General features: G+C 59.6%; 17 protein-coding genes and 1 riboswitch. Of the genes, 10 read left to right on the top strand and 7 right to left on the bottom strand.

The genetic code is table 11. The features are described from left to right. The first annotated feature begins 78 nt into the window (after positions 1–78). Positions 79–1890: a translational GTPase TypA gene (typA, locus tag BLT89_RS14865; RefSeq protein ID WP_090197084.1), complete on the top strand. Its 1812-nt coding sequence runs from the start codon at positions 79–81 to the stop codon at positions 1888–1890. A gap of 188 nt (positions 1891–2078) precedes the next feature. After that, positions 2079–3830, top strand: a complete 1752-nt coding sequence (gene cptA, locus BLT89_RS14860; RefSeq protein ID WP_090197080.1) for a phosphoethanolamine transferase CptA — start codon at positions 2079–2081, stop codon at positions 3828–3830. Between the two features lie 27 nt (positions 3831–3857). Here the strand turns inward: cptA and BLT89_RS14855 are convergent, their stop codons facing one another. Continuing rightward, positions 3858–4253, bottom strand: a complete 396-nt coding sequence (locus tag BLT89_RS14855; RefSeq protein ID WP_090197078.1) for a YkgJ family cysteine cluster protein — start codon at positions 4251–4253, stop codon at positions 3858–3860. 564 nt (positions 4254–4817) lie between these two features. Here BLT89_RS14855 and BLT89_RS14850 point away from each other — a divergent pair. After that, positions 4818–6713, top strand: coding sequence for a putative bifunctional diguanylate cyclase/phosphodiesterase (locus BLT89_RS14850; RefSeq protein WP_172829140.1), 1896 nt, complete (start codon positions 4818–4820; stop codon positions 6711–6713). A 46-nt stretch (positions 6714–6759) separates the two neighbouring features. Here the strand turns inward: BLT89_RS14850 and BLT89_RS14845 are convergent, their stop codons facing one another. Next, positions 6760–7203: a glycine zipper 2TM domain-containing protein gene (locus tag BLT89_RS14845; protein ID WP_090197074.1), complete on the bottom strand. Its 444-nt coding sequence runs from the start codon at positions 7201–7203 to the stop codon at positions 6760–6762. Between the two features lie 241 nt (positions 7204–7444). On the opposite strand from BLT89_RS14845, the gene BLT89_RS14840 reads away from it, so the two are divergent. Next, a complete protein-coding gene (locus tag BLT89_RS14840; protein WP_090197071.1) occupies positions 7445–9100 on the top strand; it encodes a histidine kinase N-terminal 7TM domain-containing diguanylate cyclase in 1656 nt (551 codons plus the stop codon). 13 nt (positions 9101–9113) lie between these two features. Here BLT89_RS14840 and dtd read toward each other — a convergent pair whose 3' ends face one another. Continuing rightward, a complete protein-coding gene (dtd, locus tag BLT89_RS14835; protein ID WP_090197070.1) occupies positions 9114–9551 on the bottom strand; it encodes a D-aminoacyl-tRNA deacylase in 438 nt (145 codons plus the stop codon). Beyond that, positions 9548–10513: a prolyl aminopeptidase gene (pip, locus tag BLT89_RS14830; RefSeq protein ID WP_090197068.1), complete on the bottom strand. Its 966-nt coding sequence runs from the start codon at positions 10511–10513 to the stop codon at positions 9548–9550. Before pip ends, dtd begins: the two co-directional genes overlap by 4 nt. 66 nt (positions 10514–10579) lie before the next feature. Between pip and BLT89_RS14825 the strand changes: the two genes are divergently transcribed. The 3 genes from BLT89_RS14825 (at position 10580) to metK (ending at position 13288) form a co-directional block, all read left to right on the top strand. Further along, positions 10580–11011 carry a hypothetical protein gene (locus BLT89_RS14825; protein WP_090197065.1) on the top strand — a complete coding sequence of 144 codons (432 nt, stop codon included), beginning with the start codon at positions 10580–10582 and terminating at the stop codon, positions 11009–11011. Between the two features lie 73 nt (positions 11012–11084). Next, on the top strand, positions 11085–12101 hold the full coding sequence (locus BLT89_RS14820) for a metalloregulator ArsR/SmtB family transcription factor (protein ID WP_090197062.1): 1017 nt from the start codon (positions 11085–11087) through the stop codon (positions 12099–12101). Continuing rightward, positions 12098–13288, top strand: coding sequence for a methionine adenosyltransferase (gene metK, locus BLT89_RS14815; protein WP_090197059.1), 1191 nt, complete (start codon positions 12098–12100; stop codon positions 13286–13288). The genes BLT89_RS14820 and metK overlap by 4 nt, the downstream gene beginning before the upstream one ends. Positions 13289–13332: 44 nt before the next feature. Here metK and BLT89_RS14810 read toward each other — a convergent pair whose 3' ends face one another. Beyond that, on the bottom strand, positions 13333–13779 hold the full coding sequence (locus BLT89_RS14810; RefSeq protein WP_090197056.1) for a c-type cytochrome: 447 nt from the start codon (positions 13777–13779) through the stop codon (positions 13333–13335). A gap of 177 nt (positions 13780–13956) precedes the next feature. Further along, positions 13957–14099: riboswitch (S-adenosyl-L-homocysteine riboswitch) on the top strand. 25 nt (positions 14100–14124) lie between these two features. On the opposite strand from BLT89_RS14810, the gene ahcY reads away from it, so the two are divergent. The 3 genes from ahcY to BLT89_RS14795 all read left to right on the top strand — a co-directional run bounded on the left by ahcY (position 14125) and on the right by BLT89_RS14795 (position 18475). Further along, positions 14125–15519, top strand: a complete 1395-nt coding sequence (gene ahcY, locus BLT89_RS14805) for an adenosylhomocysteinase (protein WP_090197053.1) — start codon at positions 14125–14127, stop codon at positions 15517–15519. 106 nt (positions 15520–15625) lie between these two features. Then, complete coding sequence (gene metF / locus BLT89_RS14800) at positions 15626–16471, top strand: methylenetetrahydrofolate reductase [NAD(P)H] (protein WP_090197050.1); 846 nt, start codon at positions 15626–15628, stop codon at positions 16469–16471. A gap of 207 nt (positions 16472–16678) precedes the next feature. After that, complete coding sequence (locus tag BLT89_RS14795; protein WP_090197048.1) at positions 16679–18475, top strand: DEAD/DEAH box helicase; 1797 nt, start codon at positions 16679–16681, stop codon at positions 18473–18475. 56 nt (positions 18476–18531) lie between these two features. On the opposite strand, the gene BLT89_RS14790 is transcribed toward BLT89_RS14795, so the two are convergent. Both BLT89_RS14790 and BLT89_RS14785 read right to left on the bottom strand, forming a co-directional pair. Further along, complete coding sequence (locus BLT89_RS14790) at positions 18532–19107, bottom strand: YceI family protein (RefSeq protein WP_090197045.1); 576 nt, start codon at positions 19105–19107, stop codon at positions 18532–18534. A 26-nt stretch (positions 19108–19133) separates the two neighbouring features. Continuing rightward, positions 19134–19688, bottom strand: coding sequence for a cytochrome b (locus BLT89_RS14785; RefSeq protein WP_090197042.1), 555 nt, complete (start codon positions 19686–19688; stop codon positions 19134–19136). Between the last annotated feature and the right edge of the window lie 37 nt (positions 19689–19725).

The raw sequence follows: 19725 nt of genomic DNA, 5'->3' as shown, positions 1-19725 counted from the left end.
GCTGTTTTAACCCCTTATTTCCTCAAGGCTGCGTAGAATACGCGGCTGAATTTCAGAATCCCAAGTTGAGACTGCATCGTGATCGAGAATCTCCGCAACATCGCCATCATTGCCCACGTTGACCATGGCAAGACCACCCTGGTTGACAAGCTCCTGCGCCAGTCCGGCACCCTCGAGCGTAACGAACTCGACACCGAGCGCCTGATGGACAGCAATGACCAGGAAAAAGAGCGCGGCATTACCATTCTGGCGAAGAACACCGCCATCAACTGGAACGGCTACCACATCAACATCGTCGACACCCCCGGCCACGCCGATTTTGGCGGTGAGGTAGAGCGCGTGATGTCGATGGTGGATTCGGTGCTGCTGCTGGTCGATGCCCAGGACGGGCCGATGCCGCAAACCCGCTTCGTCACCCAGAAGGCCTTCCAGGCCGGCCTGCGCCCGATCGTGGTGATCAACAAGGTTGACCGTCCGGGCGCGCGTCCGGACTGGGTACTGGACCAGATTTTCGATCTGTTCGACAACCTCGGAGCCACCGAAGAGCAGCTGGACTTCCAGGTGGTTTATGCCTCGGCCCTGAACGGTATTGCCGGTCTGGACCACAGCGATATGGCCGAAGACATGACGCCGCTGTACCAGGCGATTGTCGATCACGTACCGTCGCCGCAAGTGGATCGTGACGGTCCGTTCCAGATGCAGATTTCCGCGCTGGACTACAACAATTTTCTTGGTGTGATCGGCGTTGGCCGCATTGCCCGCGGCAGTATCAAGCCGAATACCCAGGTGGTGGCGATCGATGCTGAAGGCAAGCGTCGCAATGGTCGTATCCTCAAGCTGATGGGCCACCACGGCCTGCATCGCGTAGACGTCGAGGAAGCCGCTGCCGGCGATATCGTCTGCATCAGCGGTTTCGAGCAGCTGTTCATTTCCGACACCCTGTGCGACCCGTTGAATGTCGAGGCCATGAAGCCGCTGTCCGTCGATGAGCCGACCGTTTCCATGACCTTCCAGGTCAACGACTCGCCGTTCTGCGGCAGGGAAGGCAAGTTCGTCACCAGCCGCAACATCAAGGAGCGTCTGGACAAGGAACTGCTGTACAACGTGGCCCTGCGCGTGGAAGAAGGCGATAGCGCCGACAAGTTCAAGGTCTCCGGGCGTGGTGAGCTGCACCTCTCGGTACTGATTGAAACCATGCGTCGCGAAGGTTTTGAAATGGCCCTCGGTCGCCCGGAAGTGATCATCAAGGTCGTCGACGGGGTCAAGCACGAACCTTTCGAAAACGTCACTATCGACCTGCCGGAAGTATCCCAGGGTGCCATCATGGAGCAGATGGGGTTGCGTAAAGGTGATCTGACCAACATGGCGCCGGATGGCAAGGGCCGTGTGCGTCTGGAGTACAACATCCCGGCCCGTGGCCTGATCGGTTTCCGTAACGAGTTCCTCACCCTGACCTCGGGTGCCGGCATCCTCACCAGCATCTTCGACCGCTATGCGCCGATGAAATCCGGTGATATGTCCGGCCGGCAGAACGGTGTACTGGTCTCGGTAGCTACCGGCAAGGCGCTGACCTACTCGCTGGAAACCCTGCAGGCGCGTGGCAAGCTGTTTGTCGAGCACGGCCAGGAAATCTATGAAGGGCAGATTGTTGGCCTCAACAGCCGCGACAACGATATGGGCGTGAACCCGACCAAGGGCAAGAAGCTCGACAACATGCGCGCATCCGGCAAGGATGAAGTGATCGCGCTGGTGCCGCCGGTGCGCTTCACCCTGGAGCAGGCGCTGGAGTTCATCCAGGACGACGAACTGTGTGAGGTGACGCCGAAGTCGATCCGCCTGCGCAAGAAGTTCCTCAGCGAAACCGATCGCAAGCGCGCGAGCAAGAACTAAGCGCTAGCCAGAATAAAAAGCCCCCGCCAGCCAGTCTGCCGGGGGCTTTTTCTTGCAGCTGCGGTTTTCCGTGTGTGCAGCGGTAAATTTGACACTTTATTCACGTTGCACTGGTTAAATTATCGCCAATTTTTCAGGCTTGTTGTCGATGTCGGTTGTCGCTGCTGGCCAAAACGCGGAGATTGAGAATGCTTGCTGCACGTGCAGAACTACCTCGCAAGGGCATTGACTGGGCAGCCCTTGGCTGGATGTTTTTATTTTTCTGGTACATATCCGGTGTCACCCAGTTTTTCCTGTATGCCACCGACAGCATCGGCTGGCGCGGCTTTCGGCAGACCATACTGCTCAGTGGCTTCTGGCTGGTCCCGCTGCTGCTGTTTCCTGGCCGTGCGCGCCAGATAGCAGGTGTGCTGGGCGGGCTGTTGTGGCTGTGCTCGTTGCCGGCCTTTGGTTATTACCTGATTTACGGCCAGGATTTTTCCCAGAGCGTGATTTTCATCATGTTCGAAAGCAACCAGGCCGAGTCAGCCGAGTACCTCAGCCAGTACATGGCCTGGTGGATGCCGCTGGCATTTCTGGCCTACGGGCTGGGTGCCTGGCTGCTGTGGCGCAAAATTCGTCCGGTCTATCTGCCCGGGCGCTCGGCAATCATCGTCAGCCTGTTGATCGGTATCGCAACGCTGGGCTATCCGGCCCGTCATCTGGTGTTCAACGATGGTTTCAGTATCGGCCTGACCAAGTTCGAGGAGCGCGTTTCGACGGTAACGCCATGGCAGCTGATGGTTGGTTATCACCAATATACCCAGCAGTTGAGCAGCATGCAGGAGCTGCTCTCGGCCAATGCCAAATTGCCGCCGCTGAAGAATCTGGTCGATGCGCATGCTGATCAGCCGGGAACTTTGGTACTGGTACTTGGTGAGTCAACCAACCGTCAGCGCATGAGTCTGTACGGTTACCCGCGGGCTACGACGCCCAGGCTGGATGCCATGCGTGATCAGCTGGCGGTATTCGATAACGTGGTTACCCCGCGCCCCTACACTATCGAGGCGTTGCAGCAAGTGCTGACGTTTGCCGATGAGCAGAATCCGGATGCCTATCTGACCACTCCGTCCATCGTCAACCTGATGAAACAGGCGGGCTACAAGACCTTCTGGATCACCAACCAGCAGACCATGACCGAGCGCAACACCATGCTCACGACTTTTTCCGAGCAGGCCGATGAGCAGGTCTATCTGAACAACAACCGCGAACAGAATACCCGCCAGTATGATGGCGATGTGCTGGAGCCCTTCAGCAAGGCGCTGGCCGATCCGGCGCCACGCAAGTTCATCGTGGTGCACCTGCTCGGTACGCACATGAGCTACAAGTACCGCTTTCCCGAAGAGTACGATCATTTTAAGGATCGTCAGGGAGCGCCGGAGTGGGTGACGGACGATCAGTTGCCGACCTACAACAGCTACGACAATGCGGTCTTGTACAACGATTTTGTCGTATCCAGTCTGATCGAGAAGCTTGCCAGCAGTGGCGGAAGGGACCTGCTGCTGTACCTGTCCGATCACGGCGAGGCGGTGTTTGACTCTCCCGAGAATGACATGCTCGGGCGCAGCGAGGGCAAGCCCACTTCGCCGATGTATACCGTGCCGTTCATCGTCTGGACTTCCGGGCAATGGCAGGGGAGCAAGGCGGCCGATTTTCGTGCCGAGCTCGGCAGGCCTTACAGCAGTTCCAACCTGATCCACACCTGGGCGGATCTGACAGGTTTGAGTTTCGGCGAGTTCGATCCGAGCAAAAGCCTGATCAGTGCGCAGTTCAAGCAACGCCCGGTGCTGATCGGCAATCCCTATCAGCCCAAGTCGCTGATCGACTTCAGTCTGATCAAACCGAAAGGTCAGGTAGCGCTGGATGACAAGAAAGTCGTGCAGGCTGCACCGATAAACTGATGCATCGCCGGCGTCGGCTACTGCTGCTCAAGTCTTGGGTTTGAACGCGCAGTAGCCAGGCCGCGGGCCGACCTTCGGATGATTGCGGCAGGTATCCGGACGCTTGTCATAAATGGTGCAGAGCCGCGTCTTGCGGTCAAGGTACAGGCAGTCATTGTTGGCCATGCGTACCAGCGTGAATATCTCGCTTTTCTGATTGTAGCGCTCGACGATACCTTCTTTCTGCAGACGCTTGGCGATACCTTTGCGTGGTTCGCTGCGCTCGAACTCTGCGACCAGTCCCATGCGCAACAAATCGTTGAAACGCACCTCGACGGGCATGGTGCAACAGCTGGATGCGCAGCTATGGCACATGTTGCTCTCGTAACGAATCCAGGTATCAGTACGGTCTAGTTCGGCGCCAAGAATCAGCAGCGGTTTCATAGCGGAATGCTTTTTGGGGAGGGGCGCGCATGATAGCTGTCCTGCGCTGGCCGTGACAGCTGTCTCTCTGGGGCTGAAGATTGCCTCAACGGCTATCACTCACCTTGAGCTTGCACTTCAGCCAATGCAAGGCCCGCCAGGGCTGTTGATCGGGCCAGGGGTTAAGGCTGACGCAAGCGGATACGCATTCGATCCAGACAGGGAACAACTGACCGCTGCGACCATGTGTTCTGCCAGTCATTCCGGCTTGGCTGGAGCAGGAAAAGTTCGCGTTTGTGGATAATGAAATGCACTGCGCAGGCAAAGTGAAAGTGCAGGCTCGTATCCATTTTTGCTGGTTATGTCGGCGCTTTTTGCCCGGCAGTCGTGCATTGTGCTTGTCTGGAGATTTGCGCGGCAATAATCCGGCCCAGCTTCAGGGTGCCCAGGGTTTCTGCAGCAGCTTCCGTTCGTGTTACTACGCGTGATGACCGATAAAGTTCATGGCCCGTCCGGTTACTGCCGGGCAAAGCGTTTATCAGCTCATGAGCTAGGATTGGGATGGACAATCAAAACAGGGCAGCCATGGAAAAGCCTCGGCTCAATTCGTTCATTGCCAGTTCGGCTTCGACAGAGCTGCAGCTGCGCCGGATCAGTCAGATCATTTTTGCGGTTGCCGTGACGCTGGGCCTGGTTGCCCTGCAAAACCTGCTGGTAGGAAACTGGCGAACGTCGACGATTACCCTGGTGAGCATTGTCTTGCTGCTGGTCGCCCATCGAATGGCCAGAGCCGGCAGGTTGCAACTGGCTTCCAGCATACTGCTGGTGATTCTGACCACCATGGGTACCTTGCTGGTGTGGATCGATCAGGGTTTGCGCGACCATGCCTTGCTGGGCTACTGCGGCATACTGATTTTTGCCGGGTTAATGGGCAGTGCGCGACTGTTCCTGTTGCTGCTGGGTTTTATGCTGGCCAACATTGTGCTCAATGGTGTGCTCAATATTCAGGGTATTTATGTCAACAAAGTACCACCGTTGCGGGCGGGGAATATTGTTGATGCCGCTGCTGTGATTGCAACGGTAGGTTTTGCCAGCTGGCTGCTGGCGGGTGATTTGCGTAATGCCCTGAGCAAACTTGAAGCGGAAAATCAGCGGGTGCGCGATTCGCAGCAGCAGATTGAACATCTGGCCCGGCATGATCCGTTGACCGGGCTGCCCAACCGTTTGCTGGCGCGCGATCGTTTCGAGCAGTCACTGGCATTGAGCCAGCGCAGTAAGGGACACGTGGCACTGTTATTTCTCGATCTGGACAATTTCAAGACCATCAATGATTCGCTGGGTCATCCGGCAGGGGATGATTTGCTCTGTCAGGTAGCCAACCGGCTGCAGGAAGTGGTTCGCGGCGGGGATACCGTTTGCCGGCAGGGCGGTGACGAGTTCCTGCTCAGCCTTGGCGAGGTCAATGGTCGCGATGACGCTGCCAGTGCGGCGCTGAAGGTACTTGAGCGGCTGAGCATGCCCTTTACCGTCAGTGGTCACCAGGTGCTGATGTCCTGCTCCCTCGGGATAGCGCTGGCGCCGGATGATGGGAGTGATTTCGATACCTTGCTGAAAAAAGCCGATATGGCCATGTACAAGGCCAAAGACTCCGGACGCAATGCCTGGCGCTGCTATGACGAGGAGATGGATGCCAGTGTCAACGAACACCTGCGGCTCGCAGCGGATATTCGACCGGCGCTGGCAAACCAGCAGTTCACGCTGCACTACCAACCGCAGGTCGAGCTGGTCAGTGGCAGGCTGGTGGGAGCAGAAGCGCTTATCCGCTGGCAACATCCGCAGCTCGGCCTGATCAAGCCGGAAACCTTCATTCCGATTGCCGAAAATACCGGGTTGATCATTGATATCGGCGCCTGGGTGTTGCAGGAGGCTTGCGCTCAAGCCATGCGCTGGCATCGCCAGGGGTTCACCTGGATGCGGGTATCGGTGAATTTATCGCCGGTGCAGTTTCGCCGGGGTGATGTCGACCTGGTCGTAAGCAAAGCCCTGCAGGATTCAGGGTTGCCAGCCAGTGCGCTGGAGCTGGAGCTTACCGAGTCATTGTTCATTGACGAGTCGTTAGCCCTTTTCGAGGTGCTGGATCGCCTGCGCAGGCGGGGCGTAAGCCTCTCGATCGACGACTTCGGCACGGGTTATTCCAATCTGGGTTATCTGCAGCGTTTTGAAGTGGAGATACTGAAGATTGACCAGAGCTTCACCCGGCAGTTGGTGGAAAATCCTCAGGACGAAGCCATTGTCCGCGCCATAGTGCAGATGGCGCACAGCTTGAATCTGACCGTGCTGGCCGAGGGTATCGAAAACAGGCAAACCCTGGAGCGGCTGGTCGCATTGGGCTGTGATCTTGGGCAGGGATTTCTGTGGGCGCCGGGCATGCCGGTGAAAGACTTTGAAAAGCTGCTGGGTGAGCAGACCAGGCCGGTCTGAGCTGGTTGTTTCTGCCAGGCACCGTTGCGGTGCCTGGCAGTCGTCATCAGTACTGCGGCACGACGCGTGCGTCAGTTCCCGAGCCTTCCACGAAGACAGCTTCACCTACCTGCAGAACACTGCTGACCGGCTGTGTGACGGAGACCAGTACACCGCTCTTGAGACGCACGATGATCTGCTCGCCCGGCTTTGGCTGGTCATAGTTCTTTTGTGCTTCATTACCGGCAAATGCGCCGCCAATGGCGCCCGCAGCCATGGCGACATCACGCCCGGTACCGTTGCCGATCAGGCTGCCTAGCGCCAGACCGCCGAGACCGCCGACAACGGCGCCAAGGCCGGTGTGATGCGAACTGGTGATTTGCGCCGGGTTGATCTGCTCGATCTTGCCGCTGCGAATTTCCATTTCGCCCGAGCTGTTGCCGCCGGATACGCAGGCGACAAGGCTGAGACTGATTGCAGCACCGGCAAGAAGTTTGGCAAGAGAGTTCATCTGGAGTTCCTCTGGGGTTGGGACTGCAGCGCTGAGGCTGCCAGGTTGGTTTCATGGCGTAGCCTAATGAACTGTCAGACTTCCGGCAACAACAGCGGTTTGTTCTCCGCAGCGCCAGCCAGACAGGTTGATATTGCGTTGCGCCTTTTGATTGCTCTGATAGATTGAACAGAGTCCCTCAACGGGAAAATCCTGCATCGGGGTTTTATGACCTGCAAAGTTGAGCATGGAATAATGGCATATGAATAGCTGCAGTGCGGGCTGGAGCCTGTCCGCACCTGTGCTTTTTGCGCTGTTGCTTTGTCTTGGCATGTTGCTCATGTCGTTGTGGGTGACCAGGCAGCGTGACTTTCCGGGGCGTAATGGTTTCGCTTTATTGCACTTTGCCGCCATCTGGTGGGTGGCGACTGCGGCGGCTGAAATGTCTGCGCAGGCTGCAGCCTGCAAGATTTTCTGGGCCAGCATGGCCTGGCCGGGGCTGGTCGCTACGCCGACATTCTGGGCGCTGTTCCTCTGGCAGTACGTCAACAGCGAGAATAAGCCGCTAGGCAGGCGTGGCCTGGCTGCGTTGTCGGTCATGCCACTGCTGGCCTGGCTGATGGCGCTGAGCAACTCATGGCATGGGCTGTTCTATCTGCCGGACACGGGACCGGTTTCCGCCGAGCCTGGAGCTCCCGTGCGCTACCTGCATGGCCCGCTGTTTTTTCTGGTCTCGGCCTATGTCTATCTGTTGGTGATGCTCAGTGTCGGGGTGGTTCTGCGTGCCGCATTTCTCGGTCAGGGCCGGCACCGGTTGCATTATGTGGTTTTTGCGCTGCTCAGTGCGGTGCCTCTGGCTGCTCATTTGGCCTACGTGCATTACGACTGGACGGTATTCGGCTTTGATCCGACGCCCATGAGCTTTGTCTTTGTGCTCATCACTTTCGTTGTTCTGATCTTCGCGGGGCGGATGTTTGACTTGCTGCCGGTAGCCCAGCACTTGCTGCTCAAGGTGCTGTTTGACCCTGTGCTGGTGATCAACAGCAGGCAGGAAGTGATCGAGGCCAATCCGGCGGCATTGCAGCTGGCAGCGATGAAGCCTGGCTGGCAGGGGCAGAGACTGACCGACTGGCCGGTTTATGGGCAGCAGCTGACTGATCTGCTGGCGCAGAGCGTGGCAAGCGCTACACCGCCGTTGCTCGAGTTGCAAAACCCGCCGCGTTTTTTCGAAGTTCATCGGCGTCTGATCGAGCGCTCGGCAAGGGTGGGTAACTTCGTGCTGGGGCAGATGCTCTATCTGCGCGACGTGACCCAGCCACACCTGAGCGAGCTGCGCCTGAGCCAGGCGCTGGCAGTGAGTGAGGAGCGTCTCAGAACCATCTCCAGGCTGCATGAGCAAGTACGCGAACAAGTACTGCACGACCCACTGACCGGCCTGTTCAACCGGCGCTATCTGGATGAGTTTTTTGCCCGTGAGCAATCAAGGGCGCGCCGCGAAGATAGCGAGCTGGTGCTGGCGCTGATAGATCTCGACCATTTCAAGATTCTCAATGACACCCATGGCCATATGGTGGGGGATGAAGTGTTGCGGGCAGTGGCGGACTTCTTCGAGACCAGCCTGCGCAGCACCGATGTGGTATTCCGTATTGGCGGGGAGGAGTTCTTGCTGATCCTCACCGGTCTGGATGTGCGTGAAGCGCTGGCGCGGGTAGAAAGCTTGCGCGAACAGTTTTCATCCAGCGCGATAATGACCAAGGCCGGGCCGCTCACCGTACGCTTTTCGGCCGGCCTGGCCAACCGGCGTGTGCACGGTGAGGAGCTGGATGAACTGATGCAAGCTGCGGATGCCGCCTTGTATCAGGCCAAGCGGGAAGGGCGCAACCGGGTGCTGCTGGCGTCCGAGAAGCTGCCGCTGTAGAGCCTTGCCGCAGTCAGTTTTCCAGCAGAAAGGTTACCGGCCCGTCATTGACCAGATGCACCTGCATGTCGGCGCCAAAGCGCCCGCTGGCAACGCTGGCGTGTTGCGCGCGTGCCTGCTGCAGCAGATTTTCAAATAGTGCTTCACCCTGCGCAGGTGGTGCCGCCGTGGAGAACCCCGGGCGCAAGCCGCTGCGCGTATCGGCGGCCAGGGTGAACTGGGATACCAGCAGCAGCCCGCCAGCCACATCCCTGAGCGACAGATTCATTTTGCCGGCGCCGTCACTGAATACCCGGTAGTTCAGCAGCTTGTGCAGCATCCTCGAGACGCTGTCCTGAGTGTCTTGTGGTTCTACCCCGACAAGCACCAGCAGTCCTGGCCCGATGCTGCCGACCACTTCGCCGGCGACCTCCACCCGCGCCTCGCGCACCCGCTGCAACAAGGCCTTCATGCTTCTTCCGGCGGCAGTTCCAGCAGCCGATGGGCGATCTGGTCGGCAGCCCGTACCAGTGCGTCGGTAATGCCCGGCTCGCCGGCGGCGTGCCCGGCATCACGAATGACTTGCAGCTCGCTGTTCGGCCAGGCCTTGTGCAGTGCCCAGGCGTTGTCCAGCGGACAGATCACATCGTAGCGTCCATGGATGATGACGCCCGGCAAATGGGCGATCTTCGGCATGTCACGCAGCAGCTGGTCGTGCTCGAGGAAGGCATTGTTGACGAAGTAGTGGCACTCGATGCGGGCTATCGACAGCGCGCGGTCATGAAAGCGGTCAACCACCTGTGCGCTCGGGCGCAGCGTGGCGGTGCGACCCTCCCAGCCGGACCAGGCGCGCGCAGCGTGCATCTGGGCAATTTCGTCGGTGCTGGTCAGGCGCTTGTGGAAAGCCTGCATCAGATCATCACGTTCTTCTTTCGGAATGGGTGCCAGATAGTCCTCCCAGTAGTCGGGAAACAATCGGCTGGCGCCTTCCTGATAGAACCACTGGAAGTCCTGCGGGCGGCACAGGAAGATGCCGCGCAAGATCAGCGCGTGCACGTGCTGTGCATGCTGCTGGGCATAGGCCAGTGCCAGAGTCGAACCCCATGAGCCGCCGAACAGCACCCACTTGTCGATGCCCAGCCGTTCACGAATCAGCTCCATGTCGGCAATCAGATCCCGGGTGGTATTGTTTTCCAGGCTGGCGTAGGGCGTAGAGCGACCGCAGCCGCGCTGATCGAAGGTGACAATGCGGTACAGGTTGGGGTCGAAGAAGCGCCGGCTCAGCGCATCGCAACCCGCGCCGGGGCCGCCGTGAATGAAGATCACCGGCAAACCATCGGGAGATCCGCTTTCATCGACATACAGGACATGCGGTTCATCGACTGCCAGCGCGTGGCGGGCGTAGGGTTTGATCTCCGGATACAGCGTCTGCATGATGGACTCCCGAAACAGGCGGCGGTCTGAACTGACGCGCAAGCATAACGGAAACAGGAGCTGAAGATGCCACTGCGCCACCTTGTGCTGTTCTGTCTGCTGGCTTTCAACGGTGTCGCCGGCTGTAGCAAGGATTCGCCACAAGCGGCGCTGGAAAAAGCCGTCAGCCTGTTGCAGGAAAATTTGCAGGAAAAACGCAGCAGTGCGGTGCTTGAGCAACTGCATCCGCAGTTCATGGCCGAGCAGCAATACGATCGTAACTGGGCTAAACGCACCATGGCGCTACTCTATCTGCGGCATAAGCAGGTCCAGGTGCTGGCACTGGGCAAGCGCAGCCAGATTGATCCGGTCTACCGCGACAAGGGCCACACCCGGGCGGAGGTCATGCTGGCCGGTGCGCAAGGCTTGCTGCCCGATAGCGCCAGACAGTTCAGCGTCGATCTCGAATGGTGGCTGGAGGACGGTGAATGGCGCCTGGCCCGGATTGACTGGGAATAGCCAGAAAATCTATATCAATTTTCTTTGATATAGCCATTGCCATGTGCCAGCCTGCGGCCTAAACTGCCGCCCCATGAACCTTCCGCTAGCTGCATTCCGACCCGGTACCAGCGATATGCTGGCCAGCTTGTGCAAGGCAGGCGGGGATCCCCTGCGCCTGCAGATTCTGCGTGTGCTGGCCAACGACTCGTTCGGCGTGCTGGAGCTGGCGAAGATTTTTGCCACCGGCCAGTCGGGCATCAGCCATCATCTCAAGGTGCTGGCCCAGGCCGGGCTGGTCGCCACCCGCCGTGAAGGCAATGCCATTTTCTATCGGCGTTCGCTGGCCTGCCCCGAAGTTTTGGGTGGTGTGCTGCATGCTGCGCTGCTGGATGAGGTGGAAAGACTGGATCTGGCGGCTGCAGTGCAACAGCGCATTGCCGAGGTGCACGCACAGCGCGCGGCGGTCAGCCGGGATTTCTTTGCGCGCATGGCCGGCAGCTTTCAGGCCCAGCAGGATCTGATTGCCGGCTTGCCACAGTACCGCGACAGCCTGCTGGGTCTGCTTGACTCAATCAGCTTTGCCGCCGGGGCCTGCGCCCTGGAAATCGGTCCTGGCGATGGCCGTTTTCTGCCAGACCTGGCGCAGCGTTTTGCCGAAGTCATTGCCGTCGACAATAGTCCGCAGATGCTCGATATTGCCCGGCAGCATTGTGCCGCCAGGGGATTGGAGAATGTCCGGCTGGAACTTGCCGATGCCCTGCAGGGCTCAAGCCTGAGTGCAGACTGTGTGGTGCTGAACATGGTGCTGCACCATTTTGCCGCGCCTGCCGAGGCCGTCAGATCACTCGCCGGGCGCGTCAAGCCTGGTGGCAGTCTGCTGATTACCGAGCTGTGTAGTCACAACCAGACCTGGGCCAGGGACGCCTGCGGCGATCTCTGGCTGGGCTTCGAGCAGGATGACCTGTCGCGCTGGGCGCGTAGCGCCGGCCTGCTGCCCGAAGACAGTGTTTATCTAGGTTTACGCAACGGTTTCCAGATTCAGGTGCGCCATTTCCGGCTACCTGCGGTAACCACAATCGATTCGTCACACAGGAAACCGTCACAATGAGCGAATACGCCCTTTTTACTTCTGAATCCGTCTCCGAAGGTCATCCGGACAAGATTGCCGACCAGATCTCCGATGCCGTGCTGGACGCCATCATTGCCGAAGACAAGCACGCCCGCGTGGCTTGCGAAACACTGGTGAAAACCGGCGTGGCGATTGTCGCCGGCGAAATCACCACCAGCGCCTGGATCGATCTGGAAGAGCTGGTGCGCAAGGTCATCTGCGATATCGGTTACACCAGCTCGGATGTCGGCTTTGACGGCAAAACCTGCGGCATCATCAACATCATCGGCAAGCAGGCACCGGAGATCGGCCAGGGCGTCGACCGCGCCAAGCCGGAAGATCAGGGTGCGGGTGATCAGGGTCTGATGTTCGGCTACGCCAGCAACGAGACCGAGGTGCTGATGCCTGCGCCGATCAGCTTCTCCCACCAGCTGGTGCAGCGTCAGGCCGAGGCGCGCAAGTCCGGCTTGCTGCCCTGGCTGCGCCCGGATGCCAAATCGCAGGTCACCTGTCGTTATGACAACGGCAAGGTGGTCGGTATCGACGCCGTGGTGTTGTCCACCCAGCACAACCCGGAGGTCCAATACAGTGACCTGCGCGAAGGTGTGATGGAGCTGATCATCAAGCAGGTGCTGCCAGCCGAACTGCTGCACAAAGATACCCAGTTTCACATCAACCCGACCGGCAGCTTTGTCACCGGCGGGCCGGTGGGTGACTGCGGTCTGACCGGGCGCAAGATCATCGTCGATACATACGGCGGCATGGCCCGTCACGGCGGCGGGGCTTTCTCCGGCAAGGATCCATCCAAGGTGGACCGCTCGGCAGCCTACGCCGGTCGCTACGTAGCGAAGAACATCGTTGCCGCCGGTCTGGCCGACAAGTGCGAGATTCAGGTGTCCTATGCCATCGGCGTGGCCCAGCCCACTTCGATTTCGCTGAATACTTTCGGTACCGGCAAGATCGGCGACGACAGGATTATCGCCCTGGTGCGTGACATCTTTGACCTGCGCCCTTACGCGATCACCCGCATGCTCGATCTGTTGCACCCGATGTACCAGGCCACTGCCGCTTATGGTCACTTTGGCCGCACGCCGCAACAGGTCACCGTGGGCAACGACACCTTCACCAGCTTTACCTGGGAAAAAACCGACAAGGCCGAACAGCTTCGCGCTGCCGCTGGCCTCTGAGCTGTTCAGGTTGTGCTCATGCCCGGGCATGAGCGCAACGCCCTTCAGTGCGAGCGAAACTCCTGATGACAAGCCTTGCAGGCAGCTTCTACCCTGGCCTGCGCAGGCTTGACGGCCGCCGGCGTCAACGGCTGGGCCTGACTCGCCTGCGCCAGCTCGCCGGTGCGTGCCTGCAGGGCGTTGGCCAGTTCCTGGAAACGTTCCTGACGCTGCCAGACTTCGGCTTTGGCCGCAGTATCGCCCTCGTCGCGTACGGCAGGAAAATGTTGCCACGGCTGTCTGGATAACTGTTCGAGTTGCTGTGCCTGCGCGCGGAAGTCCTGTTCGTCGAACCGCACACGGCCGCGCAACATGCCGCCGAGGTTTTCACTGGTTTTGAGCATCTGCTTGAAGATTGCCTGACGCTTGCCCATCGGCGAGTTCGGGTCTACCCCGCCACAACCCGCAAGTAACAGCACGGTACAACAAAGCAGGAGTGGGCGGATGGTCATGGCTGGCTCTCTGGATTCGGGGGCAGGCAGTTTAACCGAAGCCCGCATGAGCGGCGGATAAACATCAGGCAGGCTTTGTGCCGTTCAGCCTGTCAGAAAGACTTGGGCAAGCGCCTGCGGATCGCTATAATCGCCGGGCTTGTCACAGTGATCCTCCGCGATCGCTGTACCCGCCATCCGTCCGAGGGGCGCTGCAGCAGTTTGCATACCCGATGCTCAATCAGCGGTTTGCAACTGTCAGGCTCGAACGGGGCGCGTTAACCGGGTTGCCGGAGACCATCGGTCCCGGCCCTGAATACGCACAACGGCGCTCAATTCGCATTAAATACGAATGGAGACACTCGCATGAGCGCTGCTTTTGCCGATTACAAAGTTGCTGACATGACTCTGGCTGCCTGGGGCCGCCGGGAAATCATCATTGCCGAATCCGAAATGCCTGCGCTGATGGGCATGCGTCGCAAGTACGCCGCTGAACAACCGCTCAAGGGCGCCAAGATTCTCGGCTGCATCCACATGACCATCCAGACCGCGGTACTGATCGAGACGCTGACGGCGCTCGGTGCCGAAGTGCGCTGGTCCAGCTGCAACATTTTCTCCACCCAGGATCAGGCCGCTGCCGCCATTGCGGCTGCCGGAATCCCGGTGTTCGCCTGGAAGGGTGAAACCGAAGCGGAATACGAGTGGTGCATCGAGCAGACCATCCTCAAGGATGGCGCGCCGTGGGACGCCAACATGATTCTTGACGATGGTGGCGATCTGACCCAGATCATCCACGAGAAATACCCGGCGATGCTGGACAAGATCCACGGCATCACCGAAGAAACCACCACCGGTGTGCACCGCCTGCTCGACATGCTCAAGGCCGGTACGCTGAAAGTTCCGGCAATCAACGTCAATGACTCGGTAACCAAGAGCAAGAACGACAACAAATACGGCTGCCGCCACAGCCTGAATGACGCGATCAAGCGCGGCGTCGACCATCTGCTGGCCGGCAAGCAGGCGCTGGTGATCGGCTACGGTGATGTGGGCAAGGGTTCGGCCCAGTCGCTGCGTCAGGAAGGCATGATCGTCAAGGTCAGCGAAGTCGACCCGATCTGTGCCATGCAGGCCTGCATGGACGGCTTCGAAGTGGCCTCGCCTTACCTCGATGGCAATAACGATGGCAGCGAAGGCTGCGTCGACCAGGCCTTGCTGGGCAAGATCGACCTGATCGTTACCACCACCGGAAACGTCAACGTGTGCGACGCCAACATGCTCAAGGCGCTGAAGAAGCGTGCGGTAGTGTGCAACATCGGCCACTTCGACAACGAAATTGACACCGCCTTCATGCGCAAGAACTGGGCCTGGGAAGAGGTCAAGCCGCAGGTGCACAAGATCCACCGTACCGGGCCGGGCAGCTTCGATGCGCAGAATGAGGATTACCTGATCCTGCTGGCCGAAGGTCGTCTGGTCAATCTGGGCAACGCCACCGGTCACCCGAGCCGGATCATGGACGGTTCCTTCGCCAACCAGGTGCTGGCGCAGATCTTCCTGTATGGCCAGAAATTTGCCGCGCTACCGGCTGCACAGCAGGCCGCGCGACTGACAGTGGAAGTGCTGCCGAAGAAGCTCGACGAGGAAGTGGCGCTGGAAATGGTCAAGGGCTTTGGTGGCGTGGTGACTCGCCTCACCGGCAAGCAGGCCGACTATATCGGCGTCAGCGTGGACGGCCCGTACAAGCCGGAAACCTACCGCTATTGATCGAGCTCGGGGCGGGCAGCGCGCATAGTGCTTGCCCGCCCTGTTCGGCCGAAAGGTGGAAAAGACCTGTGGTCGATTTCCATCCCATGTTTCCCAGGATTTCCTTATGACTGCACAACGTCGCTACAGTTTCGAGTTCTTCCCGACCAAGACCGACGCCGGGCATGACAAGCTCATGGGCGTGGCGCGTGAACTGGCCAGCTACAACCCGGATTTTTTTTCCTGCACCTATGGCGCCGGCGGTTCGACCCGCGACCGTACGCTGAATACCGTGCTTCAGCTCGACGGCGAAGTCGGTGTGCCCACAGCGCCGCACCTGTCCTGCGTTGGTGATTCGACCACGGATCTGCGCAGCCTGCTCCAGCAGTACCAGGCTGCCGGGATCAGGCGCATCGTCGCCCTGCGTGGTGACTTGCCTTCAGGCATGGGCATGGCCAGCGGTGAACTGCGTTACGCCAATGAGCTGGTAGAGTTCATTCGTGACGAATCCGGTGAGCAATTCCATATCGAAGTTGCAGCCTATCCGGAGATGCATCCGCAGGCGCGAAACTTCGAGAATGATCTGCAGAATTTCGCACGCAAGGCAAAGGCCGGTGCAGATAGTGCGATCACTCAGTATTTTTTCAATGCCGACAGCTACTTCTACTTCATGGAGAGGGTACACAAACTGGGTATCGATATCCCCGTGGTGCCGGGCATCATGCCGATCACCAATTACAGCAAGCTGGCGCGCTTTTCCGATGCCTGTGGGGCGGAAATCCCGCGCTGGATCCGCAAGCAGCTGGAAGCCTACGGTGACGACATGCAGAGCATTCAGGCTTTCGGCGAGCAGGTCATAAGCCAGATGTGTGAGCGCCTGCTCGAAGGCGGTGCGCCGGGCCTGCATTTCTATACCCTCAACCAGGCCGAGCCGAGCCTGGCCATCTGGCACAATCTGAAGTTGCCCCGTTGAAGGTCGGCCGGCGTTGCTGAATGACTGCCAACTGCGCAGTTACCGCTCACCCCGGAGGCTCTGTTATACTCCGGGTTCCCGCCAGGCTTACGCCCGGACGCTCGGCCTTCCTTGGCTCAGCAGGACCGGACGGGGTGGTGTCTTCCGGACACCTCCAGCCAGGCAGATATTCCCACAGGGCCAGGCCCTAATCAGACAGGATTACTCATGTCCTTTGCATCCCTCGGTCTCTCCGAGGCATTAGTCCGCGCCGTCGAGGCTGCCGGCTACACCGAACCCACTCCCGTACAGTTGCGGGCCATACCGGCCGTACTGCAAGGCCGCGACCTGATGGTTGCGGCGCAGACCGGCACCGGCAAGACCGGTGGCTTTGCGCTGCCGATCCTGGAACGGCTGTTTCCCAACGGTCATCCCGATCGCGAGCATCGCCATGGCCCGTGCCAGCCGCGTGTGCTGGTGCTGACGCCAACCCGCGAACTGGCGGCGCAGGTGCATGACAGCTTCAAGGCCTATGCCCGTGATTTGCCGCTGGTCAGCACGGTGATCTTTGGCGGGGTTGGCATGAACCCGCAGATCAAGGCCATGGCCAAGGGTGTCGATGTGCTCGTTGCCTGTCCCGGCCGTCTGCTCGATCTGATTGGGCAAAGAGTGATTGACCTTTCCCACGTGGAAACCCTGGTTCTCGATGAAGCCGACCGCATGCTCGACATGGGCTTTATTCACGACGTGAAAAAAGTCCTGGCCAAGCTGCCGGCCCAGCGCCAGAACCTGCTGTTCTCGGCAACTTTCTCCGGTGATATCAGCGAGCTGGCCAGCAAGCTGCTGCATAACCCGGAGCGCATCGAAGTTACGCCACCGAACACCACGGTCGAGCGTATCGAGCAGCGTGTCTATCGTTTGCCGGCCAGCCACAAGCGTGCATTGCTGGCACACCTGATTACTGCCGGCGCCTGGGAACAGGTGCTGGTGTTCACGCGTACCAAGCACGGCGCCAATCGCCTTGCCGAGTACCTCGACAAGCATGGCCTGGCTTCGGTGGCGATCCACGGCAACAAGAGCCAGAACGCCCGTACCAAGGCCCTGGCCGACTTCAAGGCCAACCGGGTGCGCGTCATGGTGGCCACCGATATCGCGGCGCGTGGTCTGGATATCGACCAGCTGCCGCACGTGGTCAACTTCGAACTACCGAATGTCGAAGAGGACTATGTACACCGCATCGGTCGTACCGGCCGGGCTGGCCGCAGTGGTGAAGCCATTTCGCTGGTAGCACCTGACGAAGAGAAACTGCTCAAGGGCATCGAGCGCATGACCCGCCAGCGGATTGCCGATGGCGACAGCATGGGCTTCGATGCGTCAACGGTAGAAGTGGAGAAGCCGGAAGTGCGCGGCCCGCGTCCGGAGCGTCAACCGCGTGCCGACCGCCCGCAACGTGAGCGCAACAAGCCGGCAGCCAACAGTGCCGATGGCAAGGAAGGTCGCTCCCGCAATGGCCGCAATGCCGGTCGCGGACAAAGTCGCGGCCCGGCCGAAGCCCGCCCAGCAGCGCCCAGTGCGCCGGTCGTCCCTCCGCCAAACAGGGATCCCGAAGCTTTCCTCGACGATGAATTCGACAACTTTGGCAACCGTGCCGACTACGTCAGCCCCAATCCGCCAAAAGCACCGGGCGGGCGTAACCCGCGCCGTGGAGGAGCGGCACCCGCGCAAGGTCAGGGGCGTGGTCAGGGCGGCAGAGGTCCGGGCGCTGGCCAGGGCGCTAAGCCGGGCAAGCCGGGCGGTCAGGGGCGCAAAGGGCCGGCCCGTGGCAATGGCGGTGGTCGCCGCGATGACTCTCGCCAGGAACAGGCACGCAGTGCCAGGCAGGAGCCAGCCGTGCCGGTCAAGCAGCCGCTGATTATTCGCAAGGGCGAGCGGTTACCAACGCTCGAACAGCTCAGCGAGCTGGAGAACCGCAGCAGCAAACGCGAACGTCCGGCGCTGCTGTCGACGCGAGCCAGCGAAGACTGAAGTCTCCGAACACGAAAAACGCCGGCATGATGCCGGCGTTTTTCGTTGCGTCTGGCTTACTGGCGGACGCCTTCCACCGAGAGGGTCAGTTCGACCTCCTGCGAAGCCGGGCCCAGGTCCTTGTTGATATCAAAGTCTTTCAACTTGAATGAGGTAGTGCCGCTAAAACCGGCACGGTAACCACCCCATGGATCGGAGCCCTCGCCAACCAGAGTGGCCTTGATCACTACCGGTTTGGTTACACCGTTAAGTGTCAGATTGCCGGTGATGTCCGCACTCTTGCTGCCGGTAGTCTTGATCGCGGTTGACTCGAAGGTCGCGGTCGGAAACTCGCTGACATTCAGGAAGTCGTCACTGCGCAAGTGCTTGTCGCGTTCGGCATGGTTGGTATCGACGCTGGCGGTCTGGATGCTGACCTGCACCTTGCTGGCATCAGGATTCTTTTCGTCGTAACTGAAGGTTCCGCTGAAATCCTTGAAAGTGCCGTACAGCCAGCTGTAGCCCAGGTGGCTGATCTTGAAATTGATAAAGGCGTGCTGGCCCTTGCGATCAATCTCGTAATCGGCAGCCAGCAACGGTCCGGCAAACAGTGCAGCGCCCAGTGCCAGGGTGGCAAGCGTCTTCTTCAGCATGATGAAACTCCTGTGGGGGATGAAAACTAGTGCCCGGTGCGACCGAGCATGCGGGTGAGGGTGGTGTCGCGGTCGATGAAGTGATGTTTCAGTGCCGCCAGCGCATGCAGTCCGGCAAGGATTACCAGTGCCCAGGCAAGCCAGGTATGCACCTCGCCGGCGACATCCTCCTGGTCCGGTATGCTGGTCAGGCTGGCCGGCACTTCAAACCAGCCAAACACGCTGATAGCGCGTCCGTCAGCGGTAGAGATCAGATAACCCGTGAGCATCAGGGCGAACAGTCCGGCATACAGCAGCCAATGTGCGGCCTTGCTGGCCCTTTGTATCCTCGGGGCATGACTGGCCAGCGGTGCCGGCGGCGGACTCAGTACGCGCCACAGCAAGCGCAGCAGCATCAGCGCGAACAGGCACAGGCCGATGCTTTTGTGCAGATCGGGTGCGGTCTGGTACCAGCTGCTGTAATAGTCGAGATCGACCATCCATAACCCCAGGCCAAACATGCCGAACACGGCTGCAGCAATGAGCCAGTGCAGCAGGATGCTCAGCAGCCCATAACCTTCAGGGGAGTTTCTCCATTGCATCGTCACAGCATCCTTTCACCAGAGTTCAGCAAGCGTA

This window comes from Pseudomonas pohangensis, assembly GCF_900105995.1.
Classification (GTDB): Bacteria; Pseudomonadota; Gammaproteobacteria; order Pseudomonadales; family Pseudomonadaceae; genus Aquipseudomonas; species Aquipseudomonas pohangensis.
Note: the sequence above shows the minus strand (reverse complement) of the source record. Positions and strands in the feature narration are given on the sequence as shown.